The organism is Pseudoalteromonas sp. T1lg23B (assembly GCF_002964665.1).
Taxonomy (GTDB): Bacteria; Pseudomonadota; Gammaproteobacteria; order Enterobacterales; family Alteromonadaceae; genus Pseudoalteromonas.
Window position 1 is genome coordinate 74,101 of the sequence record NZ_PQBZ01000034.1, and the last position, 26,330, is coordinate 100,430.

General features: G+C 42.3%; 25 protein-coding genes and 1 pseudogene. 17 read left to right on the plus strand and 9 right to left on the minus strand.

Features of this window, described 5'->3' with window-relative positions:
• Positions 1-76: 76 nt before the first annotated feature.
• The 8 genes from C2M32_RS08885 to C2M32_RS20505 all read left to right on the plus strand — a co-directional run bounded on the left by C2M32_RS08885 (position 77) and on the right by C2M32_RS20505 (position 4,996).
• Positions 77-523, plus strand: coding sequence for a hypothetical protein (locus C2M32_RS08885; RefSeq protein ID WP_105168094.1), 447 nt, complete (start codon positions 77-79; stop codon positions 521-523).
• A 15-nt stretch (positions 524-538) separates the two neighbouring features.
• The gene (locus C2M32_RS08890) at positions 539-1,015 is read left to right on the plus strand and encodes a GreA/GreB family elongation factor (RefSeq protein WP_105168095.1); all 477 of its coding nucleotides are present in this window, start codon (positions 539-541) and stop codon (positions 1,013-1,015) included.
• A gap of 922 nt (positions 1,016-1,937) precedes the next feature.
• Positions 1,938-2,171 (plus strand): DUF1905 domain-containing protein, encoded by a 234-nt coding sequence (locus C2M32_RS20790; protein ID WP_234401265.1) that lies wholly within the window; start codon positions 1,938-1,940, stop codon positions 2,169-2,171.
• Positions 2,092-2,448, plus strand: a complete 357-nt coding sequence (locus tag C2M32_RS08900; protein WP_234401266.1) for a YdeI/OmpD-associated family protein — start codon at positions 2,092-2,094, stop codon at positions 2,446-2,448. The genes C2M32_RS20790 and C2M32_RS08900 overlap by 80 nt, the downstream gene beginning before the upstream one ends.
• Before the next feature lie 111 nt (positions 2,449-2,559).
• The gene (locus C2M32_RS08905; protein ID WP_105168097.1) at positions 2,560-3,849 is read left to right on the plus strand and encodes an amidohydrolase family protein; all 1,290 of its coding nucleotides are present in this window, start codon (positions 2,560-2,562) and stop codon (positions 3,847-3,849) included.
• A gap of 70 nt (positions 3,850-3,919) precedes the next feature.
• Entirely contained in the window at positions 3,920-4,066 is a 147-nt protein-coding gene (locus C2M32_RS20500) for a hypothetical protein (RefSeq protein ID WP_158678182.1), read from the plus strand.
• 220 nt (positions 4,067-4,286) lie between these two features.
• Positions 4,287-4,415, plus strand: coding sequence for a hypothetical protein (locus C2M32_RS21005; protein WP_267894525.1), 129 nt, complete (start codon positions 4,287-4,289; stop codon positions 4,413-4,415).
• A gap of 434 nt (positions 4,416-4,849) precedes the next feature.
• On the plus strand, positions 4,850-4,996 hold the full coding sequence (locus tag C2M32_RS20505) for a hypothetical protein (RefSeq protein ID WP_158678183.1): 147 nt from the start codon (positions 4,850-4,852) through the stop codon (positions 4,994-4,996).
• A 241-nt stretch (positions 4,997-5,237) separates the two neighbouring features.
• Here C2M32_RS20505 and C2M32_RS08910 read toward each other — a convergent pair whose 3' ends face one another.
• A complete protein-coding gene (locus C2M32_RS08910; protein WP_105168098.1) occupies positions 5,238-6,230 on the minus strand; it encodes a GlxA family transcriptional regulator in 993 nt (330 codons plus the stop codon).
• A gap of 117 nt (positions 6,231-6,347) precedes the next feature.
• Here C2M32_RS08910 and C2M32_RS08915 point away from each other — a divergent pair, with 117 nt between their 5' ends.
• A complete protein-coding gene (locus tag C2M32_RS08915) occupies positions 6,348-8,249 on the plus strand; it encodes a beta-ketoacyl synthase (RefSeq protein ID WP_105168099.1) in 1,902 nt (633 codons plus the stop codon).
• A gap of 83 nt (positions 8,250-8,332) precedes the next feature.
• Here C2M32_RS08915 and C2M32_RS08920 read toward each other — a convergent pair whose 3' ends face one another.
• Both C2M32_RS08920 and C2M32_RS08925 read right to left on the minus strand, forming a co-directional pair.
• On the minus strand, positions 8,333-9,388 hold the full coding sequence (locus tag C2M32_RS08920; RefSeq protein ID WP_105168100.1) for a methionine synthase: 1,056 nt from the start codon (positions 9,386-9,388) through the stop codon (positions 8,333-8,335).
• A 26-nt stretch (positions 9,389-9,414) separates the two neighbouring features.
• Positions 9,415-10,392, minus strand: a complete 978-nt coding sequence (locus C2M32_RS08925; protein WP_105168101.1) for a DUF1852 domain-containing protein — start codon at positions 10,390-10,392, stop codon at positions 9,415-9,417.
• Positions 10,393-10,872: 480 nt separating this feature from the next.
• On the opposite strand from C2M32_RS08925, the gene C2M32_RS08930 reads away from it, so the two are divergent.
• From C2M32_RS08930 to C2M32_RS08935, 3 genes are all read left to right on the plus strand, one after another.
• Positions 10,873-11,682 (plus strand): sulfite exporter TauE/SafE family protein, encoded by an 810-nt coding sequence (locus C2M32_RS08930; protein ID WP_105168102.1) that lies wholly within the window; start codon positions 10,873-10,875, stop codon positions 11,680-11,682.
• A gap of 223 nt (positions 11,683-11,905) precedes the next feature.
• Entirely contained in the window at positions 11,906-12,046 is a 141-nt protein-coding gene (locus tag C2M32_RS20510) for a hypothetical protein (protein ID WP_158678184.1), read from the plus strand.
• A gap of 855 nt (positions 12,047-12,901) precedes the next feature.
• The gene (locus C2M32_RS08935; RefSeq protein ID WP_105168103.1) at positions 12,902-14,482 is read left to right on the plus strand and encodes a BCCT family transporter; all 1,581 of its coding nucleotides are present in this window, start codon (positions 12,902-12,904) and stop codon (positions 14,480-14,482) included.
• 65 nt (positions 14,483-14,547) lie between these two features.
• Here the strand turns inward: C2M32_RS08935 and C2M32_RS08940 are convergent, their stop codons facing one another.
• The 4 genes from C2M32_RS08940 to C2M32_RS08955 all read right to left on the minus strand — a co-directional run bounded on the left by C2M32_RS08940 (position 14,548) and on the right by C2M32_RS08955 (position 19,327).
• Positions 14,548-15,249, minus strand: a complete 702-nt coding sequence (locus C2M32_RS08940) for a 3'-5' exonuclease (RefSeq protein WP_105168104.1) — start codon at positions 15,247-15,249, stop codon at positions 14,548-14,550.
• A 36-nt stretch (positions 15,250-15,285) separates the two neighbouring features.
• Positions 15,286-17,181, minus strand: a complete 1,896-nt coding sequence (locus C2M32_RS08945) for a DUF294 nucleotidyltransferase-like domain-containing protein (RefSeq protein ID WP_105168105.1) — start codon at positions 17,179-17,181, stop codon at positions 15,286-15,288.
• A 171-nt stretch (positions 17,182-17,352) separates the two neighbouring features.
• Positions 17,353-18,192, minus strand: a complete 840-nt coding sequence (gene fghA, locus C2M32_RS08950; protein ID WP_105168106.1) for an S-formylglutathione hydrolase — start codon at positions 18,190-18,192, stop codon at positions 17,353-17,355.
• A 10-nt stretch (positions 18,193-18,202) separates the two neighbouring features.
• Positions 18,203-19,327, minus strand: coding sequence for an S-(hydroxymethyl)glutathione dehydrogenase/class III alcohol dehydrogenase (locus C2M32_RS08955; RefSeq protein WP_105168107.1), 1,125 nt, complete (start codon positions 19,325-19,327; stop codon positions 18,203-18,205).
• Positions 19,328-19,425: 98 nt separating this feature from the next.
• On the opposite strand from C2M32_RS08955, the gene C2M32_RS08960 reads away from it, so the two are divergent.
• Positions 19,426-20,325: a LysR substrate-binding domain-containing protein gene (locus C2M32_RS08960; RefSeq protein WP_105168108.1), complete on the plus strand. Its 900-nt coding sequence runs from the start codon at positions 19,426-19,428 to the stop codon at positions 20,323-20,325.
• On the opposite strand, the gene C2M32_RS08965 is transcribed toward C2M32_RS08960, so the two are convergent.
• Positions 20,246-21,940 carry a SulP family inorganic anion transporter gene (locus C2M32_RS08965; RefSeq protein WP_105168109.1) on the minus strand — a complete coding sequence of 565 codons (1,695 nt, stop codon included), beginning with the start codon at positions 21,938-21,940 and terminating at the stop codon, positions 20,246-20,248. The two genes, C2M32_RS08960 and C2M32_RS08965, sit on opposite strands and share 80 nt — an antisense overlap.
• A 156-nt stretch (positions 21,941-22,096) precedes the next feature.
• Between C2M32_RS08965 and C2M32_RS08970 the strand changes: the two genes are divergently transcribed.
• The 4 genes and pseudogenes from C2M32_RS08970 (at position 22,097) to C2M32_RS08985 (ending at position 25,760) form a co-directional block, all read left to right on the plus strand.
• Positions 22,097-23,308, plus strand: a complete 1,212-nt coding sequence (locus C2M32_RS08970) for a lipoprotein-releasing ABC transporter permease subunit (protein WP_105168110.1) — start codon at positions 22,097-22,099, stop codon at positions 23,306-23,308.
• Positions 23,301-23,990, plus strand: a complete 690-nt coding sequence (gene lolD, locus C2M32_RS08975) for a lipoprotein-releasing ABC transporter ATP-binding protein LolD (protein WP_105168111.1) — start codon at positions 23,301-23,303, stop codon at positions 23,988-23,990. Before C2M32_RS08970 ends, lolD begins: the two co-directional genes overlap by 8 nt.
• Positions 23,983-25,211: pseudogene (locus C2M32_RS08980) on the plus strand (lipoprotein-releasing ABC transporter permease subunit). Before lolD ends, C2M32_RS08980 begins: the two are co-directional and overlap by 8 nt.
• Positions 25,212-25,331: 120 nt before the next feature.
• Positions 25,332-25,760 (plus strand): DUF4826 family protein, encoded by a 429-nt coding sequence (locus C2M32_RS08985; protein ID WP_105168112.1) that lies wholly within the window; start codon positions 25,332-25,334, stop codon positions 25,758-25,760.
• On the opposite strand, the gene C2M32_RS08990 is transcribed toward C2M32_RS08985, so the two are convergent.
• Positions 25,744-26,202, minus strand: a complete 459-nt coding sequence (locus tag C2M32_RS08990; RefSeq protein WP_105168113.1) for a GNAT family N-acetyltransferase — start codon at positions 26,200-26,202, stop codon at positions 25,744-25,746. The genes C2M32_RS08985 and C2M32_RS08990 overlap by 17 nt on opposite strands.
• Positions 26,203-26,330: the final 128 nt, after the last annotated feature.

Consider the following 26,330-nt stretch of genomic DNA (forward strand, 5'->3'; position numbering starts at 1 on the left):
CTATTCACCAATGTGGATTCTCTACAAATTCTGCATTACCATTGCGCAGTTCTGCACAGACCCATTAGGATAAATAATGACCAAGTTTTGGTTTTTTTACGCACTTGTTGCTGTGAGTGTATTGAGCGCATGCTCAGACCCTTCGACCATTATACATGAAAGTTCAGAAAAAAGTGAAAGTTCCTCACATTTAACAAACTGTATTGAAGCTAAGCCTTGTATTGACGCAGAGGGCGTTAGGGTCTGGTATAGCCAAGCAGTGCTTGAGGGGGAACAGGAATTTGAGGTAACGCTGGAAGTAGAACCACATATTCACGTAAATTCGGCGATGTTGTCCGGAGAGAACATGAACATGGGCTACATTCCAGTACTTTTTACGCCCTTATCAGCGACGCGTTACAGAGCAAAGGCGATGGTGGGTCTATGTAGTAACGAACTAATGCAGTGGCGTTTAACCATTGAGTTAGAAAGTAGCAACGATAATTCCATGTCTAAAGTGTTTCCTTTATACATCACTCAATAACCACAGAGACAATAAATGAATAAAGCCCATGTCATAGAGCACATCAGATTTGCCCTAGAGGCTAAGCTTGCAGAAGCCAAGCAAGCAGCAGACAGTGCGCGCATCGATGCCACGCACGAACAAAGCGCTGCTGAAACCCAATATGACTCGTTAAGTATAGAATCGGGATATTTGGCTCAAGGCCAAAGCGAACGTGTAAATGAAGCGCACAGATCAATTACCCTGTTTGAGCAAAGCTATGATTTACAAAACGCCGATAAAGTGACCGTAGGGAGTTTGATCAAAGCCATCGACTTAGATGATGAAACACACTGGTTTTACTTCGCTCCAAGTGAGGGAGGCCTGAAAGTAACAGTGCAAAAACAAACTGTATTGGTGATAACCCAATCGGCGCCAATAGGACAAGTGATGTTCAGCAAAATGATTGGTGATGAATGTGAATACCAAGTAGGAAGTCAGACATACAGCTTTGAGATTTTGGATATTTTATAGCATATCTCACGGGGTTTTCTTTGCGGATGAAAGCAAGATGGGCGTCGTGCGGTGGTAACTTTAAAGCGATTTTCAACATGAATTTCTATAAAAATTATATTCATGCTCTATCTATCATAATATTGCTGGGTTTTGTTCCGAGCTATATTTTACAATACCAATCACTGACACTAATGCATCATTTTCATGCGCTGCTCTCATTTATATGGTTAGTAGGCCTAAATGCACAGCCCGTATTAGTAGTTCATAGATTGGGCACTATACACAAGGCTTTCGGTTGGTTTTTAGTGTGTGTTGGGGCGCTTATGCTCATTTCTACTTTCACTCTGTTTATCAGCACGTTTGAAACCAGAGTTAATCAAGGAGCGATATTTCGTCTCGTTTATTTACTAGATTTATTCTTATTGCCTTCATTTGTTATTTTTATGCTGTTAGCCCTTGTTAATAGAAAACACCTAATGCAGCATACTAGCTATGTTGTACTTGCAACCATAATGCTACTTCCTCCAGGTTTAGGACGCTTAATTTATGGCATATTGCTAATGCCGTTATCACTTCCTGTGAGACTATTCTTTGAGCCAATGATTGCGCTGACTGTCGGTTTATTATTATATTTTGGTCATCGTCAACATTGGCACTTTAGACCCACAAAATTCGCATTAAGTGGACTGTGTGTGACAACTGCTTTGTGTTACGTATACACGTATTATAGGTAACCTAAACCGGTGCCGATTATTATTTAACATGACCTATCTATTAAAACCCAACACACTATGGCTTGTATGAAACCAATGAGAAAGAGTATAACGAGAACTCTATTGAGTGTTAGCTCAGGAAATGAGGGCGTATATTTTATTGCGTTGACAATGCATGCTTCCCTAGAATAAATAAATGTAGAAGCACATTAACTAAGGAGAGTGATATGGCACAACAAGCCACGAGTTATCAATTTACCGCTAAGTTATTACGTCCAAAAGATATAGAAGATGGAGATGATTGGGCGTTCGTTGTTCTGCCTCATGATGCGAGCGCCTGTTTACCTCGTCGAGGGCGTACAACGGTGGTAGGGAAGACCAATGAGCAGCCATTTCAACAGTTACTTGAGCCAGACGGACAAAAAAGCCAATACGCACTTTGCAGAACTTGCGCGTTTTGAGATACGGGGCATAGATAAAGAACCAGAACCTGACGTGCCGTATGACTTGCTTAAAGCCCTAGAGCAGGACCCGCCTGCGCTAGAAACTTGGCAAGCTACGACGACTATTGCACGTGTTGACTGGATACATCGGATCACGACTGCCAAACAAGCGAAGACGCGGCTTAAGCGAGTCAATGATGCGTGCAGTATGTTAAGTGAAGGGAAAAAGAGAGTGTGTTGCTTTGATACCTCAGGGTTTTACAGCAAGGCTTTTGGTGCCCCAGAAATCAGATGATTAAGGACGTTGACAGTATCTGAGTCTATCTACTTGAACAACTATATAAAATTCCTTTTAAACCTTTGCGCAAACTTGTGCGACTAAGCTGGTTTTAAAGGAGAATATATAATGTCAAAAAGGCTAGTCACATCGATCACTTTAGCATTAGGGATGTGGATGACCTCGCAACCTGTCATCGCTCAGCAAATATTATTAACCAATGGGGTGCTGTTAGACCCAAATAACCAAAGTGCGCGCAAGCAACATTTATTGATGGACAATGACCAGATCATCGGTCGTTTTGATGTTATCCCAGAAGACTTTAGCGGTAAGCGAGTAGATATCAGTAACAAATATGTGATCCCCGGTCTGATAGACATGCACACTCACACATTTGGCAATCGTGCGCCAAACACGAATACAGAAAATATGGGGCCGAGTACCACAGCGCAAGTTGTACAGCATGCGGGGGTCACGGGCCTAGTGGATTTGTTTGGTAATGAGCAAACATTATTTGAGCATCGACGGTTACAACAGCAAGGGCTCATAGGTGGTGCAGACATTTATACCAGCTTATCTTGTTTGACTGCACCAGGTGGACACTGCTCCCAGTTTGGGGAAACACGCACCATCGCTAATGAGGAAGAAGCGGCAAAGCACATCTCTGAGTTAGCCCAAAAGCAGGCTGACGTTATAAAACTTGTCAGTACCTTGGGGGGAAGATTACCTTCACTTTCTCCACAGTTATTGAAGTTTTCCGTTGCTCAGGCCCATAAGTATCGTCTTAAAGTCATTGTTCATGTTCACACGCTTGCGGATGTAGAAAGTGCTATCGCTGCAAAAGCTGATGCTATAACACATCTACCTGATGACGGCGTTGTCTCCAAGAGCTTGGCGCAAAGGTTATCAAAGCATGGTGTTATTGTGATCCCAACTCTTGCCTGTGATACAGATGAATATGAGTTCTTGTTTTCGGACGTACTTGATTCAAACTTAGTGAAAAAACTGACTGCACCTAGGGTTATTGAAGGTTATCGACACCAAGCTGCTCAAATGACAAGTGAACAAAAACACAAAGCTCAGCAGAGAACATTGAAATACTATCAGTCAATCAAAAACTTAATAGCAGCAGATGTGGTGTTACTAACAGGCACGGATGCGGGAAATTATGGAACCCTACAAGGTTTTAGTTTGCATCGAGAATTATTGAAGTTCGCAGCCGCCGGGTTAACGCCATGGCAGGCACTAGCCAGTGCAACGAGTGAACCCAGACGGTTCCTAGGTAAACCCCCTGGCTTAGAAGTGGGGGCGCAATCTAGTGTTGTTATTCTTAATCATTCGCCAATAGAAAATATCATTAATACCCAAACAATCCACGCTGTGTTGCATAAAGGAAAATACATTGAAAATAAACTGTAAAATTTAGCGGGGTGTACACCTTAAATTACTTGTTATTATCCCTTTGAACACAAAACAAAAGGAAATTACAATGAACTTAAAACTTAAAAAGAAACTCATTAAGTCTCTATCAAAAGACGACAAGCAGCTTCCACGTGATGCAACTAAACAAATCGGTGGTGGAGCCTCTCTTATCAGATGGCCTACAGACTACTGGATGTGTGGCGAGCCTGATTAATCCTAGCTAGACCCCAACGAGAAGAAGCACGTTAGTGCTTCTTTGTTTCATACTCAAGCAGTCAAATGATTTCACGTTTGTCATTCAAGATTAAGAAACAAACTTGAGCGAATGGGTACATATGCTCATTTTCACGGCATCAAGTTCCATCTATTTGTTCTACAGGATGTTGTTGCCACAGTGATTAATACGCAATCTCTAAATGTAAAAAGGAAATTCAATGAACTTAAAGCTAAAAAAGAAACCAATAAAGTCACTATCTAATAGTGATAATAAACTGCCAATTGATGCAACTAAACAGATTGCTGGTGGAAGTATATCTTGGCCGTCATATGGCGAGCCTGATTAATCATCGTTTCGTGAACTGGAAGCATGTAAATGCTTCTTCGTTTGGACTTTCAACAGTTAGATGATTTCTTACACCTGCCATTCAAGATTAACAAACGTACTTAGCAAATGGATGAAATCGAAGAAATCGATGGACACGCTCGTGTCACCATTTCAAGTTTAGTCTCGCTATGCTAAAGGGTACTACAGCTACTCTATCTGCTGAATTGGAACGTATTTAGTAGAAATACGTTTAGTTCTTATTTTTTTCTATAAGAAATATTATTTAAACCTTGTTATAACGAGTTGGCTTTAAAAGGGTTGGTTATTTAAATTTATCTAGTATTTTTTGTTAACTAAAGTGGTGATTATCGATACTGATAATTTTGACAGGTCGTTTATAAATTTTTAATTGTTATTATCTTTGCGGCACTAAACAAACTAAAAGGAAATAAAATGAATTTAAAACTTAAAAAGAAACCGATGAAATCTCTTTTCAATAACGATAATCAACTTCCTAACGATGCAACTAAGAAAGTTGCGGGCGGCGGTTGGTGGCCGACAGAGTGGAGAGTTTGTCGCTCATATGGCGAGCCAGATTAATAGTTAATTATCTTGCAATAAAAGAGACATATGAATGTCTCTTTTTATATTCAAACTTTTATGCTTAATAACGCTTGAAATTGCTTGTTCTAGCTCTCTGATTAATGGGAGTAATTGCGCCATTTACATTCTTTTTAAACAAAGCGTCAAGGCCGAATAGATATGTTAATAATGCCATTTTAAGCTAAGTGGTAGTAGAAATAAAAGGCTATTTGCGTTTTACCGATAGCTGACATTGAGGCTAAGAGAACAGTTTTCTTCTTACCACTTTACGGTACTCGCTCGGAGTTTGGTTAAGACGAGTCTTAAATACTCGAGTTAACAAACCTTGAGAATTAAAGCCCACGGATAGTGCGATGTCTTGAATCGATAAATTGCTACTGGCAAGCAACTCTTTGGCACCTTCAAGACGCAGAGATTGCAGGTAGTCTGTTGCGGTTTGTCCAGTGGCTGCTCGAAAACGCCTATTAAATGTACGCTGGCTCAAATCGAATTGTTGAGCGACCTGTGCCAGAGAAAGCTCATTGCTGTAGTTATTTTTTAGCCAAAATTGAATCGCTGCAATTTGTTCATCAGGATGCTTATCGACAGCGCCTTCCATATAGCGCTGTTCCTCGTATGGCTTGCGTATTTCGTGAGAAAAGTTTTGCTGTACGTGATGGGCAGCGGCTCTGCCGTACAGCAGTGAAATTAAATGGACTATGACATCCGCCAGTGCATTTAAACTGGCGACGGTGTAAATACGTTCAGATTGTGTAATAAAAAAATCGGGTTTCAGGCGCACTTTTGGGTAATTACGCTCAAATTGTTTGGCATAATGCCAGTGTGTGGTCGCAGGGTGACCATCTAGCAAACCAGACTCTGCTAAAAAGCAAACGCCGGTTCCTACGCCAATAATGGTTGCTCCATTACTCCAACTTGCCTTTAACTCATAGGCCAATTTGGGGGTTTTGCGTATCACAGGTCTTGGATTACGCCAGATACTTGGCACTATGACATAGTCTTGTTGGGCAATCTGGGTTAAATCTCCATTGGGGATTACTTGCATACCAAGTTCATTTGCATGCGGGGTACTTTGTTCGCTTAGCCAAGACAGTTTTAAAGGACGAAAAGCAGCACCTAAGTGCCTCTTTGCGTAAGCTTCTCCTGCACGTAACATCTCTGCAGGCATGGTGACACTGGTTAACAGCATGTGTTCATATAGGGTAAAAGCAATACTAATGGCTTGGTTCATCTGGTCTGACCATTGTTTTTTGGCTAAAAAGTTATGTTATTTGGCTAATATTGCATTATTAAGTTTTAAACTTCCAACTAAAATCGATGATATTAATAGTTTTATAGAATGAATCACATGACAGCATTACCTTTGATTGTTGGGATGGGGGGGATTAACGCCGCGGGGCGCACCTCATTCCATCAAGGATTTCGTCGTATCGTTTTGGATAAGTTGACTCAAAAGGCGCGACAGGAAACATTTTTAGGCTTAGCTACACTGATGAATCTAGTGTCTTATAAAGATGGCACTCTGGTGTTACAAGCTGATGGCAGTGTGATCTCAGCTGATCAAATAGAGGCGTTACTTGGTGAACAAATCAAAGCAGGTACTTTAATTCGTAAGATAGAAAGCAACCATTTCGACGTTGACGCAACGCATTGGCAGCAAAAACTTACAATAAAAGGCCATGATGCAGAAGGTTTTAAATTCACATGCCGCAAAAGAGACTTGCCATCACCCGTGCCCTCAAGTTGGACAGTAGAAGAATTAGACAGCAAAACGGTGTCGGTGCAGGTTCCAGATCAACTGGATGTTAAACACGACAGTTACCGAGATAATCCAATTAAAGCTGCGGGGCAGTTCCCAACAGGCTTTGAGCCTGCGAAGATGTATAACAGCCGCTACCAACCAAGAGGATTACAGGCGACGATATTTGCTGCCACAGATGCAGTGCGTTCAACTGGGCTGGATTGGCATCAGGTTATGAACAGTGTTAGACCAGACCAAATTGGTACGTACTCAGCCTCAATCGCTGGACAAATGAATGATGAAGGATTTGGCGGCCTCGTTCGAGCCCGTATGAAGGGCGAGCGTGTAAGTACTAAGCAATTAGCTTTAGGCCTAAACACGATGTCTACTGACTTCATTAATGCTTATGTAACGGGCAACGTGGGTACCACTTTTACCGCATCGGGTGCTTGCGCAACGTTCTTGTATAACTTGCGCGCCGCCGTAAATGATATTCAGGCAGGTAGGACGCGAATTGCAATCGTGGCCAGTGTCGAATGTGCCTTGACTCCAGAAGTTATTGAAGGCTTTGGTACGATGGGGGCACTTGCCAATGAAGATGGACTGAAAAAACTCGATAACACTGAGCAGGTTGATTATCGGCGTACCAGTCGACCATTTGGTGAGAACTGTGGCTTTACCATAGGTGAAGGGGCGCAAGTCGCGATTCTTATGGACGACGAACTCGCTCTGTCTCTTGGCGCAGAAATCATGGGTTCTGTGGTCGATGTGTTCGTTAATGCCGATGGCATTAAGAAATCAATTACAGCACCAGGTCCGGGCAATTACATTACCATGGCAAAGTCTGTCGCCTTGGCGGAGCAGATCGCGGGTCGTGAAGCGCTGCAAACTCGCAGTTTTATCTTGGCCCATGGCTCTAGTACACCGCAAAACCGTGTTACCGAGTCTTTAATTTATCATAAAGTTGCACAAGCATTTTCAATCAATGGATGGAAAGTTGCGGCTCCTAAGGCGTATGTGGGTCATACCATCGCGCCAGCTAGTGGTGATCAACTTGCTATGGCTCTTGGTGTGTTTAGTCACAATATCATGCCCGGCATAACCACCATTGATAAAGTGGCAGATGATGTGTACAGCGACCACTTGGATATCCGTACTGAGCATTATGAATGTGACGATATGGACATCGCATTTATTAATTCTAAAGGTTTTGGTGGTAACAATGCTACGGCAACCGTTTTTTCGCCAAAGCAAACCATGCGCCTTTTAGAGAAGCGTTACTCTGAGGGTGTATTTACTGAATATCAGAACAAACTCAGCAACACAAAACAAGCGCAAGCACAGTATCAACACGCCGCTGATTTGGGTCAATATGAACTTATCTATCGTTTTGGAGAGGGGCAAATTGATGAGTCAGGTTTACTGATCAGCAAAGATTCGCTCACTATCCCAGGTTTTGAGCAAACAATCTCTTTGACGGAGATTAACCAATATACGGATTTAAGCTAGAAAAGCATTGTTAAGCAAAGTAGGGCGCTCATCGGAAGAGCGCCTTTTTGTTTTACTGATCAATTACTTTTTATGGATACCAATCAAAGATTGCTAACCTTTGACGCTTCGCGCACCAAAAGCTCTTGACGGACAATGTTGGCCCCTTCACTTAATGCGTTGAGCTTGGCACTGGCAACTGCACGGGGCAAAGGCGCCATACCACAGTTAGTGCAAGGGTATAGTTTGTCAGCGTCAACAAATTCAAGCGCTTTCCTAAGCGTGTTGGCGACTTCATCTGCAGTCTCAATCGTATCACTTGCCACATCAATGGCACCGACCATCACTTTTTTGCCACGAATAAGTTCAAGTAGCTCGATTGGTACTTGGGAGTTATGGCATTCCAGCGAAATAATATCGATGTTTGATTTTTTTAGTTTTGGAAATACCTCTTCATATTGTCGCCACTCAGACCCTAAAGTCTTTTTCCAATCAGTATTAGCTTTGATCCCATAGCCATAACAAATATGTACTGCGGTTTCACATGTGAGTCCCTCGATGGCACGCTCTAGTGCAGCAATCCCCCAGTCATTTACTTCATCAAAGAACACATTAAAAGCGGGTTCGTCAAACTGGATGATATCGACACCAGCGGCCTCCAATTCTTTGGCTTCTTGATTGAGAATTTTTGCAAACTCCCAAGCAAGTTTTTCGCGACTTTTGTAGTGAGCATCATACAAGGTATCGACCATAGTCATTGGGCCAGGTAATGCCCATTTAATTGGCTGAGAAGTCTGTTTCCGCAAGAACTTAGCATCTTCAACAAAAACAGGCTTTTGACGGGATACGGGGCCAATCACAGTGGGTACACTGGCTTCATAACGATCACGGATTGTAACGGTTTTGCGGGTTGCAAAATCAACACCGTCAAGGTGTTCGATAAACGTGGTTACAAAGTGCTGACGTGTCTGTTCACCATCACTGACAATATCAATGCCTGCCAGTTGTTGTTCTTGCAATGCGACTCGCAACGCATCGTGTTTTCCATCAATGAGTTCGTTGCCTTTGAGCTTCCAAGGTGACCAAAGCGTTTCTGGCTCTGCAAGCCAAGCAGGTTTGGGCAAACTGCCTGCTGTTGATGTAGGTAAAAGTATTTTCATAATGAAATCTGGTACATTCCCGTTGATTATAAAGCACAATTAGCAGAAAACTGCTCAAGGACATTTTGATAAGGTTTAATAAAAAATTCTTGCGTAAATTTACCTTGTTCAACAGCCAATCTGCTGCGTTCAGCTCGGTCATACACAATTTGCGTGATGGAATGATCCGAATTTGCTAAGTTAGGTTGATAGTGTTTTCCTGCAACCGCATTAGCATTATATATTTCAGGTCGATATATTTTTTGAAATGTTTCCATCGTGGCAATAGTGCTGATCAACTCAAGGTTTGTGTAGTCATTGAGTAGATCACCAAAGAAGTAAAAGGCCAAAGGTGCAACGCTATTGGGTGGCATAAAGTAACGCACTTGTAAGCCCATTTTTTTAAAATACTGTTCAGTCAGAGATGAATCATTTGGCTGATACTCGAAACCCAACACGGGGTGTTGATTTTCGCTGCGATGATAAATTTTATTGTCAGACACACTTAGACATATTACCGGAAGCTTTCCAAAGTGATTTTTATATGTTGATGAATTTATGAAAGATTTGAAAATCTTTCCATGCAAGTCACCAAAGTTCTCAGGTACACTAAACTGTGGTTTACCTTTATTGTGCTCAAGCAGTAACACGCTAAAATCATAATCACGTACATAGGAAGAAAAATTATTACCTACAATCCCTTCAATACGTTCGTTGGTCTTATGATCAATAATGTTGGTTTTCAATACTTCAATTGATGGGAATGTTTCACCACTGCCTACAATGTCTAAATCGACGGAAATAATTTCGAGCTCAATAGAGTAGCGATCACCTTTGGGGTTGTCCCAATTCGCTAATGCGTTAAAGCGATTATCAATCATCTTTAAAGCGTTGCGCAGGTTTTGTTGCCGGCTCTCACCACGGGCTAAATTGGCAAAGTTAGTTGTGATACGGGTATTGTCAGAAGGGTGATAGTTCTCATCCAGACAGATACTTTTAATCGTAAATGTAAAATCGTTATTCATGATTCGCTGTTATCCAATGTTCGTTCAGTTATCTCAATCAGTCATTGTCGCGTTGTTTGAGCTATTCCTAATCTTTGTTCACAGAAGCCGTAATCGTATTCAGTGTTAGGAGATGGGAAATTTATACGTGGATTGTTGAATGAAGAAAAACGGTTTTATTTCACATAAAACTTGAATCACATTCATGATTTAGCGGAACGATCAACGGACTTTGCTTACAGAACATAGAAAGGGAATAATTATTACATTGGAAATCTAGGTTTCTAGATGTCTATGTGTCCAAGTTGAGTTTGTTTCATTTAAATCATGAGAATTATTCAGGGGTTATATTGGATCAAAGTGTCAATCGTTATCAGTTATGTTGATATACTCGCCAGCCATGTAAAAAAAGAACGATAGTTAGCAGTTTCAATAATTGGCTTTAGGCTCGCTTATAGTGTGAGGTTGATAGGTGCTAACCAATAATAAGAGATAAATGGGATGAGTGAATTAATAGTCTTGATCTTTTACTGCGCAATCCTCGGCAGTGGTGTAGGTTTTTTAGCTGGGTTGTTAGGTATTGGAGGGGGGTTGGTTATTGTACCAGTATTGAGTGGTATTTTACTCCATTTCGCTGTTGTACCCGCTGAACAAGTGGTCATTGCTGCTATTGCCACATCCTTAGCATCCATTTTGTTTACCTCTACATCTTCGGCTATCGCGCATCACAAAAATGGCAATATACCATGGAATATAGCCCCTTGGATTATGGCTGGTGTTGCCGTTGGGGCCCTGATCAGTGGTTTTTTGGCGGCATTATTGCCTGAAAATATTGTTCGCCTAGTGTTTGCTATTAGTGTGGTGGCGATTGCGATCAAGATGTTTTCAAGCAGTAAAAGTGAACCTTCGACAGAGCGAAAAATTCCAAATAAAGGTATCTTAACGATTTTTACCTCGCTCACTGGCGGGCTGTCAGCCATGATAGGTATTGGTGGCGGAGCGCTGTTGGTGCCACTATTGACGTTTTTCTCTGTTGATATGAAAAAAGCCATCGGCTGTGCATCGGCATGTGGCATTGTCATTGCGCTATTTGGCTCGGTAGGATATATCACCTCAGGTAGCGCCTATTACACTTTAAAAGACGGTTTTGCAGGGTTTGTATATTTACCTGCTTTATTTGGTATTGTTTGCACTTCTTGGTTTACTGCCCCTTTGGGAGCTAAATCGACACATTATTTACCGATTCCGATATTAAAAAAAATCTTTGCTGGATTACTGGTGTTAATGGCGGCCAATATGATAACGCAATAAACTTTACAAGGCTTGATGCTTTATGGGTGTGGAAACATCGTATATTTACGTGAAAGTCTATTTCGATATAACCTGCATCTTGGTGGGGGTTGTTCATTGTTGTTACGCTGAACCTTTTATTGTTTCTAATAATTTCTTTTTTATTTACTGTTAGTTATTACAGGTGGATTGTACGGGTAATTTAAATTATTTTTACCTTGGTTTTGTTAAAAAAGGAAATACCATGAAATTACAACTTAAAAAGAAGGCGGTAAAATCTTTATCTACAAAAGAAAAACAACTGCCAAAAGAAATGACTCATAATATTGCTGGTGCAAGTTTAAACGGTACAAGCTTGTGGACTGCATTTTGTGAGCCAGATTGACAGGATGTCATAGTCTTAAAAGAGAGAAGTGTTTTAGCGCTTATCTCTTCTTTTTCTTTCTGTTTATTTTCAAATATAAAGTTTTTATTAGGTTAAGATTTAGCACTTTTCGTCAAGGTTTTATTATGTGTTAATTGTGTTAAAAACACATTCTTACTTAGCTTTCCTTTCTATTTCCCCTCTATTTTTTATACTAAAAATATCACCTTGATGGCTATCAGATCTAAAAATCATACTGAGGAGCCACATCTTCTCCAAAGATCTTTAGTGAGTCACTTTTGGATACGATTTGGGCAGTAAGGGCATAACCTTGGCTTGTTTACAGCTGTGAAAGCGCTGATTTTCAAATAAAAATTCAGGTGCCATTTACTTTTGTGTATGAAGCCCTAAACTAAAAGGGGTCTGTAAGAAGAGTGGTTGCAAGTTGTATTGACTGATTATCAAGCTGAAATAACAAACAGATTTATAGACAGTTTGGTTGGTTTATCTTAATTACAATATTCAAGGCATTATATTGTCGCTGTAACTAACATAAACCCATCATATACCACTTAGTTCAGAACGCCATACAGAAATGATAGTAGGCCATCTTTTTGAGCGCAGCGGCATGTACTTGTTAGACCCGCAGATGAAAGATTGGGCTAAGCTTACATAGGTGTCTGGTATTTTGTACAAACCCTAGCGGTTAGGTCCTGATATTTTATCAGAATTAACTTCATTTATAGGGTGCAACTGAACTACTTACGGCTTCTTAGAGAGCTGACGAAACTCATAATTACTTTATATAGAAGTTGTGAGATGCGTTAAACATCACCGAGCTTGGTGTCGTATCAAGATGAAAATCAAGAGGGTATCATGGGTAATCACCACGATAAGTATAGCATTGATAATACCGACTACACGGTTGGACAGGATAATGTCCAAAAGTGGGGATTTGACGTGCATAATCCTGTTTTTGGCGTCAGTGCAGGGTTGATTCTAGCATTCTTAATCGCCGTTTTACTGGTCGATTCTGACGTAGCTAAGTCCACCTTAGACGGCGTTAAATGGAATATTATTGGCACCTTTGACGCACTGTTTATGTGGTCGGGTAACTTGTTTGTAATTTTCTGTTTCGCATTGGTTGTCTCCCCATTTGGTAGAATACGCCTTGGCGGCGCGAATGCTAAGCCAAGTTACTCAAGGCTCTCTTGGCTGGCCATGTTGTTTGCGGCGGGAATGGGGATTGGTTTGATGTTTTGGGGCGTAGCCGAACCTGTCGCTTATTACACGGGTTGGTATGAGACGCCTCTTAATGTTACTGCCAATACACCCGAAGCCGCCAGAATGGCCATGGGAGCCACTATGTACCATTGGGGATTACACCCGTGGGCAATCTATGCAGTTGTCGCCTTATCACTAGCATTTTTTGCATACAATAAGGGTCTTCCACTTTCTATTCGTTCAATTTTCTATCCAATTTTAGGGGACCGAGCTTGGGGTTGGCCAGGCCATATAATTGATATTCTTGCGGTGTTGGCGACGTTGTTTGGGTTGGCAACTTCACTTGGATTAGGTGCCCAACAAGCGGGGGCGGGCATTGAGCACGTATTCGGTTTAGAAGTTGGCTTAGGTTTAGAAATTGGTGTGATTGTTGGTGTTACCTTGCTGGCGATTATTTCGGTGGTGCGAGGTATTGATGGGGGCGTTAAAGTACTCAGTAACACCAACATGGTTATTGCCTTTGTATTGCTTGCTTTTGTTGGCATCATTGGTTTTGCGATAGCGTTGGGTAATATTCCCACTACATTGATGGCATATGTAGAGAATATCATTCCTCTAAGTAACCCTCATGGTCGTGAAGATGAAGCCTGGCTACAAGGTTGGACTGTGTTTTATTGGGCGTGGTGGATCTCTTGGTCACCGTTTGTGGGCATGTTCATTGCGCGGGTATCAGAAGGCCGTACAATCCGAGAATTCATTACGGCAGTGCTCTTTATACCAACTTTGGTGACTGTAATTTGGATGTCTATTTATGGTGGCATTGCGATTGATCAGGTTAAAAATGGCATTGGTGCATTGGGCACCGAAGGGCTCACAAAAGTACCGTTAGCCATGTTTCAAATGTTTGAAAATTTACCTTTAAGTAATGTGTTGTCAGTCATTGCCATCGTGTTGGTGTTGGTGTTTTTCATTACCTCTTCTGACTCTGGCTCACTAGTTATCGATAGCATTACTGCGGGCGGTAAAATAGACGCGCCTGTACCACAGCGCATCTTTTGGGCCAGTTTAGAAGGCGCAATAGCGGCAGCATTGCTTTGGATTGGTGGTACAGAAGCAATCGAAGCGTTGCAAGCGGGGGCTGTGTCCACTGGTTTGCCATTTACCTTTGTGCTGCTGCTAATGTGTGTGAGCTTGCTCTTAGGATTAAGAACAGAGCCTAAAGGCAGTTATTGATTCGTTTTAAAAGTAATAAAAAGGCGAAACGGAGGTTTCGCCTTTTTATCGTCAGGTGGATGGGGTTAGCTCCATAGATCTTTGATCATTTTCGTTGGTGCTAGACAATACTGTGATTGCGCTTGTAATAACTCAGCTGTGGCTAAAGCATCAGACAAAGCATGATGAGGCTGGTAGTAGGGGAGCCCATAGCGCTTTCTGCAATCAGCTAAACGCAGGGAAGGAATCGGCTTAGAGGTCAATCTATCCAGCCAACTCCGATGTTTGTTAATGGCAGCCTTTTCGATATTCATGGTATCAATAACCGGAAATTCTATCCCTTCTCCTAACCTAGCCATTAACGCGGCATAGAAAAAGTTTTTTTCTATGAATTGATAATGCACCACAATGATTTTACCTTGCAGTGCAGCTAATATATCTTCCAAAACTTCATTCAAATCGGGAGCTTGCTCAATTTGAGAGTGGGTAATGCGATGTAATATTACGGACTCTTCAGCTAAGGGGCTGCATGGTTTTACCAGCCAATGTTTGGCTTGTGCGCAACGAATTCGTCTCAGATCAAATGGTACAATACCGACACTCACGATGTCGTCTTTGTTGGGATCTAATCCCGTGGTCTCAAAGTCAAGAGCGACAAGCTCACACTCTTCGAGTGTACCAAATGGGTCTGGCACACCTTGGCGGTAAAAATTGCTAAGTCGAGGATCTTTGGAAATGTCAGCCAAGCGCTGAAAACGGCTTTGCCATGATATAATTTTTCCTTGCATAATTAACTCATCTGTTTCCTATCATTCAGTACCGTTTTATTTCATCTTGGCTTTATTTTGATATCTAAACTTTAAAAAGCTTTGCGCTTTGTCTAATACACCAAAAGCTTCTTTAAGGTTACGTTGTTCAAACTCAGAGAGTGTTTCTGGGGGAAGACTATTGTCGGGCTTTTCACCTTGCTCAATTTGCCATGATTGGTGTCTAATTCGCATAATTGCAATGTATTCCAAGGCGGCCCGTAGATCTTGTACTTTTCCTTTAGGTAGGATGTTTGCCTCGTTAATGTCATCTAATCTTTCAAATGAGTTTTGTTTTCTTGAGCCAACAGCCAAAGCGTGTACTCGTACCAAGTCAGATAGTGGTGCTGTTCCGCGACGCTTGATATTCATTGAACGCTTATGCTGACCATCTTGTTCGAGTACGAAACCATTAAAGAATCCCAAGGGCGGGGTTCTCCTCAGTGCGTTATAGGCCATAGCGGCTAAAAAATTTGGCGTATTTTGTGCTTTTTTGCTGATAAATGCCGTAAGTTTTTCGGCCCATTTAAGCTCACCCCAAACACCTTCAAGGTCAAAGAATATGGAGCTGTTGAGTAGCGCCTCTGGTTTTGGATTTTCTATCCAATCATTAAACTGGCTTTGCCATTGGTCATAGGTCAATCGCCAAGCGGGATTACTCGCCATGATCCCGCCATCACAATATTTGTAGCCACAATTAGCGAGCCCATCACAGACAAATTTGGCGAGTTTCTCAAAGTAGGCGCTGTGTTGATCTGGTTTATAGCTGTTGTCCAATATTAGAGCATTATCTTGATCGGTAACGATAAGTTGCTCATCTCTGGCCATAGAACCTAAAGCAATAAAACAATAGGGAATAGGTGGAGGGCCGAGTTTAATTTCAGCTAACTCTAGCAGTTTATGCTTGAATGTTTTCCCTATCACCGACATGGCAGAACCTATCATATGTGAGTTAGCATCCTCGTTAACCATGCGAGTAAATATGGCGCTTAGGTGCTTAGAGTAGTTTGCAAGATCTTCTACACTTTGCTGTTCCATCAGTCCTTGCACAAACAATAAACTACTTTGTGATTCATAACGTAAAATGTCAGAGAGTGTCAGCATACCAATAGGTTTACGCTTGTGAACTATCGGTAAATGATGCACGCTGTCTCTAAGCATCAACATCATGGCTTCGAAAACATAGGCATTTGAGTCAATAATCACCACATCCGTGGTCATGATGTCACTCACTGGTGTATCGTAGGGCAAGCCTTGTGCGACGACCTGATTACGCAAGTCCTTATCACTTATCAACCCCACGACTTGGCCATCATCTTCTTCGGGGTCTTCCGTTAGCGGTTTCGCAGGATCATAGATCAATAGCGAAGATACTTGCTCTTTAGCCATCATTTGCGCTGCCTGTTGTACCGTACTGTTGCGCTCAACATAGACGACATCTCGTAAGATGAGCTTTGTGACTTTCGCTGTAGTCATATCGTTGCTGTCTGCGTGTTTAGAGACGGTCATTTTCAAGTGAGCGTTGTCGTCGGCCTCAAAGTAGTCGGCAAAGAATTCGAACTCATTACAGAATTCATCAAAAATATCGACGGGAATACAATACAACAGAGTGTCTTCTAGCGTACTTGCATCAAAGCGAACTTTGCGATTCATCAACAAGCCTCTATGACCGAAAATACCTCCCGAGGAAATTCGGTGATATAGCTCGCCTGAGCGACGTGATAATTCTACCGCCCCTGATCTGACAACGTACAGGTAAGTGATGAGCTGGCCGTATTTAAATATCTCGCTGTCTGAACGATAGTAACTAACCTCAACGTTGCTTGCTAGCGTGTTTAAAGCGTCGATGGGGAGATCGGAAAAGGGAGGGTAAGCTTCCAAGAACTTGGCAATTTCCTGATGTTCAACTTCCATGGCTTGCCTTGTTATAAAACGAAAATTAATCTTATTGTGGGAGACGAGACGCTAATTTGCAATCATAAGTCAGGAGGGATTCACATTTAAGTGCAGATACAATGTATTCGCATCTATTCTGATACTTGCGGATATTGGGAGCAAAAAAATCATCTTTACTCCCTTTATGGGTTAAAAGTGCTTAGCGTGAAACCGTAAGTGTTCATCAATAAAGCTGCTAATGAAAAAGTAGCTATGATCGTAGCCTTCACGCATATTTAAAGTGAACGGGTAGTTGATTTGCTCTGCTGCCTTTTGTAGGTGCCAAGGCTGTAACTGCTCTTCTAAAAAATTATCACCATCTCCTTGGTCAATGAGTATCGGAATTTGCGTATCAAATTGCTGATTTAACATTAGAGCGGTCGCATCATATTGTTGCCATTGTTTCGTATCAATGCCTAGATACCCCGTGAATGCCTTAATGCCCCAAGGACACTGTATCGGGTGACAGATTGGACTAAATGCCGAGATACTAGAATACTTTTGCGAATTACGTAACCCAATGACCAATGCCCCATGTCCCCCCATAGAGTGACCACTGATGGCTTGCTGTGTTGTGACGGGGAAATGGTCTCGAATAAGTTCAGGGAGCTCAAGGGTTATATAGTCATACATTTGATAATGCGCCTTGTATGGCGGCATGGTTGCATTGACGTAAAATCCAGCGCCGAGCCCAAAATCATAGCTGCCTTTAGAATCGTCCGCCACATCATCGCCTCTTGGGCTAGTGTCTGGTGCGACGATGGCGATTCCTAGCTCATTGGCAAGCTTAAAAGCGCCCGCTTTTTGCATGAAATTTTCATCGGTACAGGTCAGCCCAGATAACCAGTATAAAACGGGCACTTTGGTACCTGTGTTGACTGCTTCGGGCAGGAAAATAGCGAACGTCATGTCACAGTGGGTGGTTTTGCTGGCATGGCGATATCGTTTATGCCAGCCGCCAACCACTTTATTGCTGGCGACTAATTCCATATAACTGTCCTTATTTATAATGTACAACTGAGCGAATGCTCTTGCCTTGATGCATTAGGTCAAATGCGTCGTTGATGTTTTCCAAAGTCATGGTATGGGTAATGAAGTCATCTAGCTTAAACTCACCTGCCATGTATCGTTCGACGATTTCAGGGAGTTCAGAGCGACCTTTCACGCCACCAAAAGCACTTCCGCGCCAGACGCGTCCCGTTACGAGTTGGAATGGGCGAGTGCTGATCTCTTGACCTGCTCCGGCGACACCGATGATGACTGATTCTCCCCAGCCTTTGTGACAGCATTCCAGTGCTGAGCGCATCACATCTACGTTACCTATACATTCAAAAGAGAAATCTACACCGCCATCCGTCATTTCAACGATCACCTCTTGGATGGGCTTATCATAATCTTTTGGATTAATCACGTCGGTAGCGCCAAGTTTGGTTGCTAGCGCAAACTTACTTTCGTTGATATCAACTCCTATGATGCGACTGGCACCTGCCATAGTGGCACCAATGATGGCTGATAGACCAATTCCGCCTAAACCAAAGATAGCGACTGTGTCACCAGCTTGTACTTTTGCAGTGTTCATTACCGCGCCCATACCGGTGGTGACACCACAGCCGAGTAAACAGATTTCTTCTAGCGGTGCATCAGGGTTAACTTTCGCCAGAGAAATCTCCGGTAGCACTGTGTATTCAGAGAAAGTTGATGTGCCCATATAGTGGTAAATAGGTTCTCCGTTTTTGTAAAAGCGTGTTGTACCATCCGGCATCAAACCTTTACCTTGAGTTTCTCGAATTTTCTGACATAAGTTGGTTTTGCCTGATTTACAGAATTTACACTCACCGCACTCAGGCGTATATAAAGGTATAACATGATCGCCCACCGATACACTGGTGACACCTTCACCAACAGCCTCGACAACCCCTGCACCTTCATGGCCAAGGATCGCTGGGAATACACCTTCAGGGTCATCACCCGATAGTGTAAACGCATCGGTGTGACAAACGCCGGTTGCGGTGATTTTAACCAATACTTCGCCTGCTTTTGGCAACATTACATCCACTTCTTCGATACTCAGTGGTTGACCTGGACCCCATGCAATTGCTGCTTTTGATTTAATAAATTCAGACATTCTTCGTTCTCATTTTCCGTAAAAGATACCTAAGTATAATTAGTTTATTATTTTTGATAATATCAATATATATAAAACACTTTTACGTATTTGTAATAATGGATAGATGGACCGGTATTGATGAATTTGTTGCTGTCGCCACATTAGGTACTTTCACGCAGGCTGCGAAAAAACTAAATACTTCGGTGGCACAGATCAGTCGAAGAGTTAAAGAGTTGGAGCAGCAGCTAAATCACCAACTCCTTACTCGAACTACACGAACCCTTACGCTGACTCAAGAAGGTAAAGTATTTCTCACTCATGCGAGGCACCTACAGCATGCCTATGATGATGCGACCTTGGCATTACGACAAAGAGACCAACAGCCATCTGGCATACTAAAACTCACTGCACCAGTTATGTATGGTGAGCACTATATTATGCCCATGGTCAGCGACTTCATGCGCAAATACCCTAAAGTCAGTGTTGAAATGGTTTTAAGTAATGAGCAGTTAGACATAGTCGCTATGGGTATAGATGTGGCTATTCGACTGGGTAACTTAAAAGACTCTAGCTTAAAAGCCCGTAGACTCTCATGGCGAAATACCCTTGTGTGTGCTGCGCCCGATTATCTCGCTAACCATGGACAGCCAAATAGTCTAAGTGAATTAACTCAGCACAATTGTTTAATCGGGAACAGCAGAACTTGGCGTTTTTTAGATGGTGGTAAAGAGCGTAATATTACTATTCATGGTAATTTGACATGTAACAGTGGCTGGTCTTTGCTTGATGCTGCATGTAAGGGAATTGGGCTAGTTCAGTTGCCACATTATTACGTTCAAGAAGCTGTTAACGAGCAAAAGCTGGTGGAAGTGTTATCTCATTTTAGGCCTGAACCAGAAGGTGTCTGGGCGCTATATCCGCCCAGACAATATATGCCTACGAGTTTACGTTTGTTACTTGACCATCTTGCTGAGCAGTTTGCTCAATCGGCTGCATCGTTGCAAGAGCACAATTGAGCGCCTCTTCACGACTGCGACAGAAGGCGTTGCCACCTAGTCGCTCATTAATATTGAAACGATGCAATTGCTCACTGGTTTGTGGGTTTGGTGAATAGATAAATACCTCACAGTGTGCATCTAAGGCATCAATAATGGCGTTTTCAAGGGCTAAACTTACCGTGACATCTAACATTGGCACATCACTTAAATCGAGTACCATTGCTTTATATTTAGCAATATCTCGGTGTTGTCTGGCAATGGCTTTTGAAACACTGAAAATCATAGGACCGGACAAGTAAAAATAGAGCAACTGACCTTGTGCTTGATTGAAGAGTTCACGCTCATGTTTGTTCATCGGAACATCATCGTCACTATCACTAATCGCTTTTACTTGCTCAGCTTGCACCTGACTTAATCGTTCTATCACGATGATATTCGAGATAAATACACCCAATCCAACTGCGACCATCAAATCAACGAATACAGTCAGTAGCATGACTCCATACATGATGGCCATCTGCATCAGACTTAGTTTGTGGGCACGCTGAATAAAGCTCCAGTCCAGAATATTAAAGCCAACATAAACGGCGATACCCGCCAAAACAGCCATTGGGATTGGTTCAGTCAGGCTACCTGCAACAAATACGACTGCCATTAAAATCAGTGCTCTGATAATTCCAGCAGCTGGAGAGCGAGCACCGACTTGAATGTTGACTACGGTCCCCATTGTAGCGCCTGCTCCAGGCAACGCACCAAATAAGCCGGATATCATATTTGCGATACCTTGGCCTCTGAGTTCTTTATCTGAATTGTGCTCGGTACGGGTTAAACTATCACCAATTACGGCGGTAAGGAGTGTGTCGATACAGCCTAATGTGCCCAAAATTAAGGCATCAATGACCATTTCGGTAAACACTTCAGCACCAAAGGTGGGGTAGACAATTTCAGGTAATCCACTGGGGATTTCACCTATTCTTCGAATGCTATCGGTGTCAAAAAAGATGATTGAAAACAAAGTGACAGCGATTAGCGCAACCAATTGGGCAGGGACATATTGGCGGTATTTTTCAGGTAAATAGAATAGTATTCCTAGTGTTAACACGCCTAAGAGTAACTCTGAAAAGTGCAGGCTCATTATCAACTCAGGTAGCATTGACAACGTGCCAATAACGCCACCAGGAGGCGCTTTATGACCAAGCAGTGGCGCAATTTGTAGGATGATCAAGATTACCCCAATTCCAGACATAAAGCCGGAAATTACGCTATAGGGCATCAGTGTGACATACTTACCGAGTTTTAGTGTACCTAGTAGGATTTGAAAGGCGCCCGCCATCATGACAACGGTGAAGCCCATGGCCATCCCGGTTTCAGGGTATTTGGCCATCATGGTAGTTAAAACTGCGGTCATAATGACCGTCATCGGACCTGTTGGTTCTGAGATCAGGGAGGTAGAGCCACCAAATAAAGCAGCGAAGAGGCCAACGAGTATTGCGCCCCACATACCTGCTTCGGCACCAGCGCCGGAAGCCACACCAAAGGCGAGAGCTAATGGGAGGGATATAATCGCGGTAGTGACACCACCGAATAAATCCCCTTTTAAATTCATGTGCTTAAATCTAGATAAAGACAACATAAAACTTCCATGCCGTGAGATTTCAGGCATTTTACACTAAAAAGCTCGTTTAACTATTGGATATCCAATATTTTTTTACAATTTGTGACGTACCAAAGGCCGATGAGTTTGTGGTAGTATGCGGTGCATTAACCTCAAACATAATCAAAGTAAAGTATGTTTCAGCCAGTCAGCCTGTTCGTTGGCTTAAGGTATGCTACGGCTGCCAAAGGTAACGCATTTATTTCATTTATATCGTTTTTTTCTATTGCAGGGATCTCTTTAGGATTAATGTCATTGATCACGGTTAGCTCTGTGATGAATGGTTTTGAGCAAACCTTGAAAACCGCTATGCTTGATTTGATCCCCCATGTTCAAGTGAAGCAAACGGCAAATTCACAGTTACATAGCCAGTCTCTAATGGCTGAATTGAAGACAAAACAACAAGTAAAACGTGTTCAGCCTTACCTAACTTCTGATGTCATTTTACAGACCAATAAAGAGTTGGTTGGCGTGCGACTTCAAGGTGTTTTTGAGAACTACGAAAATCCTGTGGAACACTATATATATAATGGTTCTAGTGAACGTTTTGTCTCCCAAAAGTATCAACTGATGATTAGCCGTTATCTGGCGAGCAAACTCTCTGTTGGAGTAGGGGAAGAGATCCGCGTGATTATGCCAGATGTAACAAGTTATACCCCGCTTGGTCGTGTACCAATGCAGCGACTTTTTCGTGTAGCCGCAATTTATGACTCTAATAGTGAAGCGGATACAAGTTTAGCGTTCGCAGATGGGCAAAGCTTAGCTAGATTAATGCGCCGTTCTGACAGCACTCAATATGATGTGAGTATCACATTACATGATGCATTTTCACTGTCAGAGTTTTATGAGGAAATGCCTAACCTCAAAAAGCAATACGTTGTGGATGATTGGCAGTCTCAACAAGGTACTTTGTTTGCCGCTGTGGCGATGGAAAAGCGCATTATGTCTCTACTACTCGGTCTAATCGTCATTGTTGCTATTTTTAATATACTCTCGGCACTTTCAATGATGGTTCGAGAAAAGCAAGGAGAGGTGGCCATTTTACAGACTCTTGGTTTTACGCCGACTATGATTGGTCGAGTTTTTATGATTCAAGGTCTATACAATGGCCTGATAGGCACAGGAATTGGGGTGTTTTTCGGATTAGTTGTGGCCAACAATATTAATGAGATTTTGGAATTTACTGGGCTTTCTCTGTTGGGGGGCGCCAGTTTGCCAGTTGTTTTTTCAACATCAGGTTTGCTAATGATGACGTTGGTAAGTATCGCATTGAGTTTTATTGCAACGCTTTATCCTGCGAAGAAAGCAGCAAGTGTATTACCTGCTGAGGTATTAAGATATGAATGATTTAGTTATTGATTGTAAAAAGTTGGGTAAATCTTACCAAGATGGAAAGACACAGGTTGAAGTGTTAAAGGGCGTTGATCTTAAAATTAAACAGGGTGAGATGCTCGCTATCGTCGGTAGTTCAGGCTCTGGAAAAAGTACCTTGCTTCATATCCTAGGTACATTAGATACCGCTTCTTCAGGAACTGTGAATATCAAAGGCGTGGAAGTTGCGAAGTTATCTCGCGCAAAACAGGCTGAGTTTCGCAACCAACATATGGGCTTTATTTATCAGTTTCATCATCTCTTGATGGAGTTTACAGCATTAGAAAATGTCGCAATGCCGCTTCTTATTCGAGGGATGAGTGCCAAACAAGCAGAACCAGAAGCGCATGCAATGTTACAACGTGTTGGGCTTGAAAAGCGCGCATCTCATAAACCATCAGAGTTATCTGGCGGTGAACGTCAGCGTGTGGCCATAGCACGAGCACTTGTGACCAAACCTGCGTTAGTGTTGGCCGACGAACCAACTGGTAATTTAGATAAGCATAATGCTATCAACATTTATGAATTACTTGCTGAGCTTAATCAGCAACTGAATACCAGTTTTGTGGTAGTCACCCATGATTTAGAGCTAGCTGAAAAACTAGGCCGTAGCGTTCAACTTGATGATGGGGTGATTGCAGAGGTTAGTCATGCTTAGTGCTTTTTTGAGTAAACGTTTTCGCCAAGCCAAAAGGCGAACAGGAATCGTCAGCTTATTGAGCAAAGCGTCGACATTAGGGGTCATGTTAGGCGTGACCGTTTTGATAGTTGCTCTGTCGGTAATTAATGGTTTTGAGCAGCAGTTAGAAGAGCGTCTACTTGCGGTTGTTCCACATGTTAGCTACAAGCACCATATGATCCAATATCAAACTGGCCTAAGAAAATTGAGACGCTAGAGGCGCATCCAAATATAGTGGCAGCAACACCAGAGATCAATTTAACGGCTATGGTGCAGCATAAGGGGAAGCTCAAGGCATCACAGCTCAAAGCAGTGGTGCCACATTTACATCATAAGGTTTCCGACGTCGGGCGTTACATTCAGGGCAAAGCCATATCACAATTAGCTAGCAATGAAGTGATTTTGGGCGCCAAAATAGCGCGCTCGTTAGATGTTCAACCCGGTGATAAAGTTACGCTGTTGATTGCCAATCAGCACTCAGAGCAGCCGCTTGCAGCACCAAAAAGATTGACTCTACAAGTCGTTGCGACGATCAATATGGGGGGACCTATTGACGAAACTCTGACCCTGACACATATAAGTGCACTACAGCAAACATTAGGCTTGGATAAAGACCAAGTTACCGGCCTTCGTGCAAAAGTGAATGATGTATTCAATGCTCATGATATAGCGATGAATGCAGGACAGAATATTCCAGACCTAGTATATGTGAACAGTTGGTTTAGAACTCAAGGTAGCTTATATCAAGATATTCAAATGGTTAGAACAATTGTATTTTTAGTTGTTTTTCTAATTATTGCGGTGGCGAGCTTTAACATAGTTTCATCTATGGTGATGGAGGTGAAAGACAAGCAAGCTAATATCGCGATTTTGAAAACCATGGGAGCAAAAGACAGTACGATATTCGCAACATTTGCTTTGCAAGGTGTGACGTACGCCACAATCGGTGCTTTCATTGGCACGCTTTTTGGTGTGCTAATGGCGATCAATCTGCCGGATTTGTTTAATGCGATTTATTCCAGCCCTGAAAGTAACCCACTCGCAGGCGTGTATTTTGTCGAGTTCTTGCCGTCCAAGCTAATTTGGTCAGATATATTTATTACTCTGACGGTGACGCTTCTGTTGGCAATTCTCGCAAGTGTTTATCCTGCATGGCAGGCTACTAAAACCGATCCTGCACAAGTGCTGGGGAATAACTAACAAGTGTGTTAGTAAGTATGGCGCTCGCGATATGGTCCGGCTCACTTTGTTGATACTTGCAAGCGAGTTCGTAAACCCGTACATTACAGTCACAATTGAAGCTTAGATAAGAAGTAGGTCATGAGCGAACAACAGTTAACGACACAGCAAATTGAAGAATTAGAAAGACAATGGCAAAGAGAGTGTTTTCAAAACGCGCAAAAGCACTTAGCTGAGAAAGGTATTATCCCGAGTACGGTATTTGATACTGAAAGTCGCTTTTTAGCACCACTTTGTGCAATTTGGAAAATGAAGGCGCAAAATGGAAAAAACTATTGGGTGATAACCGGTCGATTACCCACAGATCATATGGAAGCGAGTGCAGCGAAGACAGCTCGAGAAGCGATTAAGTACTTCTCATATCGTTGGCAGTTGAAAGCAGATGATATTTTGGCTACCAGCAGCCACGATCAAACACAAGTGAAGTTCGCTAACCTACTTGTTGATAGAGCCCATGGATTATATGAAATCGCTGATAAAGAGCAACTTTGGGCTAATGAAGCATCGTAAATGGTTCGGTGTTAAATGAGGAGATAGGGCACCTGAGCTTTTGTCTTGGGATCCCTGCCTCCATAAACACACAACCCTGTTTTAAAAAGCCGCTTTCTACAAAGTTAGGCACTTCATCAAGAATACAGTTAACATAAATTGTGTCTAAACCTTTCTCGCTTGCCAGTAGAACAAGAAAGTTCAAAAGTGACGTATATGCTTCTCTGTTACGATGAGATTGGATGACGGCTATTCTACTAATTAAACCATCAGGGCTTAGCCGACCTGTGCCTACCGCTTCATTCTCCTCACTATGAATGATGACGTGTTCTGATAATGCGTCTAAAGAGTCAAATTCAACTTCCTTAGGTATGTGAAGCTCGTACACAAACACTCGCTCACGAATTTGCTTTAGTAGCGCCTTTTTCTGAAGCCAACTGACCTTGTCAACGTGGTAACTCATGATTCCTCCACCGAATACACAATGTATTTGCGCAGGTTACCAAGTCATTAAGTGCCTATTTTTGCTGTTATTTAACTACAGTGCGAGTGGTTGCACGTAATAAATAAAAACCTAAACCAACTTGGCAA

Excerpts from the sequence above, each read along its gene's own strand:
- C2M32_RS08955 (WP_105168107.1), bottom strand. The coding sequence starts at position 19,327 with ATGTCTGAATTTATTAAATCAAAAGCAGCAATTGCATGGGGTCCAGGT.
- C2M32_RS20790 (WP_234401265.1), top strand. The coding sequence starts at position 1,938 with ATGGCACAACAAGCCACGAGTTATCAATTTACCGCTAAGTTATTACGT.
- C2M32_RS08935 (WP_105168103.1), top strand. The coding sequence starts at position 12,902 with ATGGGTAATCACCACGATAAGTATAGCATTGATAATACCGACTACACG.
- C2M32_RS20510 (WP_158678184.1), top strand. The coding sequence starts at position 11,906 with ATGAAATTACAACTTAAAAAGAAGGCGGTAAAATCTTTATCTACAAAA.
- C2M32_RS08940 (WP_105168104.1), bottom strand. The coding sequence starts at position 15,249 with ATGCAAGGAAAAATTATATCATGGCAAAGCCGTTTTCAGCGCTTGGCT.
- C2M32_RS08970 (WP_105168110.1), top strand. The coding sequence starts at position 22,097 with ATGTTTCAGCCAGTCAGCCTGTTCGTTGGCTTAAGGTATGCTACGGCT.
- C2M32_RS08930 (WP_105168102.1), top strand. The coding sequence starts at position 10,873 with ATGAGTGAATTAATAGTCTTGATCTTTTACTGCGCAATCCTCGGCAGT.
- C2M32_RS08905 (WP_105168097.1), top strand. The coding sequence starts at position 2,560 with ATGTCAAAAAGGCTAGTCACATCGATCACTTTAGCATTAGGGATGTGG.
- C2M32_RS08915 (WP_105168099.1), top strand. The coding sequence starts at position 6,348 with ATGACAGCATTACCTTTGATTGTTGGGATGGGGGGGATTAACGCCGCG.
- C2M32_RS20500 (WP_158678182.1), top strand. The coding sequence starts at position 3,920 with ATGAACTTAAAACTTAAAAAGAAACTCATTAAGTCTCTATCAAAAGAC.
- lolD (WP_105168111.1), top strand. The coding sequence starts at position 23,301 with ATGAATGATTTAGTTATTGATTGTAAAAAGTTGGGTAAATCTTACCAA.
- C2M32_RS08990 (WP_105168113.1), bottom strand. The coding sequence starts at position 26,202 with ATGAGTTACCACGTTGACAAGGTCAGTTGGCTTCAGAAAAAGGCGCTA.
- C2M32_RS08965 (WP_105168109.1), bottom strand. The coding sequence starts at position 21,940 with ATGTTGTCTTTATCTAGATTTAAGCACATGAATTTAAAAGGGGATTTA.
- C2M32_RS08890 (WP_105168095.1), top strand. The coding sequence starts at position 539 with ATGAATAAAGCCCATGTCATAGAGCACATCAGATTTGCCCTAGAGGCT.
- C2M32_RS08900 (WP_234401266.1), top strand. The coding sequence starts at position 2,092 with ATGAGCAGCCATTTCAACAGTTACTTGAGCCAGACGGACAAAAAAGCC.
- C2M32_RS20505 (WP_158678183.1), top strand. The coding sequence starts at position 4,850 with ATGAATTTAAAACTTAAAAAGAAACCGATGAAATCTCTTTTCAATAAC.
- C2M32_RS08885 (WP_105168094.1), top strand. The coding sequence starts at position 77 with ATGACCAAGTTTTGGTTTTTTTACGCACTTGTTGCTGTGAGTGTATTG.
- C2M32_RS21005 (WP_267894525.1), top strand. The coding sequence starts at position 4,287 with ATGAACTTAAAGCTAAAAAAGAAACCAATAAAGTCACTATCTAATAGT.
- C2M32_RS08985 (WP_105168112.1), top strand. The coding sequence starts at position 25,332 with ATGAGCGAACAACAGTTAACGACACAGCAAATTGAAGAATTAGAAAGA.
- C2M32_RS08920 (WP_105168100.1), bottom strand. The coding sequence starts at position 9,388 with ATGAAAATACTTTTACCTACATCAACAGCAGGCAGTTTGCCCAAACCT.
- C2M32_RS08945 (WP_105168105.1), bottom strand. The coding sequence starts at position 17,181 with ATGGAAGTTGAACATCAGGAAATTGCCAAGTTCTTGGAAGCTTACCCT.
- C2M32_RS08960 (WP_105168108.1), top strand. The coding sequence starts at position 19,426 with ATGGATAGATGGACCGGTATTGATGAATTTGTTGCTGTCGCCACATTA.
- C2M32_RS08910 (WP_105168098.1), bottom strand. The coding sequence starts at position 6,230 with ATGAACCAAGCCATTAGTATTGCTTTTACCCTATATGAACACATGCTG.
- fghA (WP_105168106.1), bottom strand. The coding sequence starts at position 18,192 with ATGGAATTAGTCGCCAGCAATAAAGTGGTTGGCGGCTGGCATAAACGA.
- C2M32_RS08925 (WP_105168101.1), bottom strand. The coding sequence starts at position 10,392 with ATGAATAACGATTTTACATTTACGATTAAAAGTATCTGTCTGGATGAG.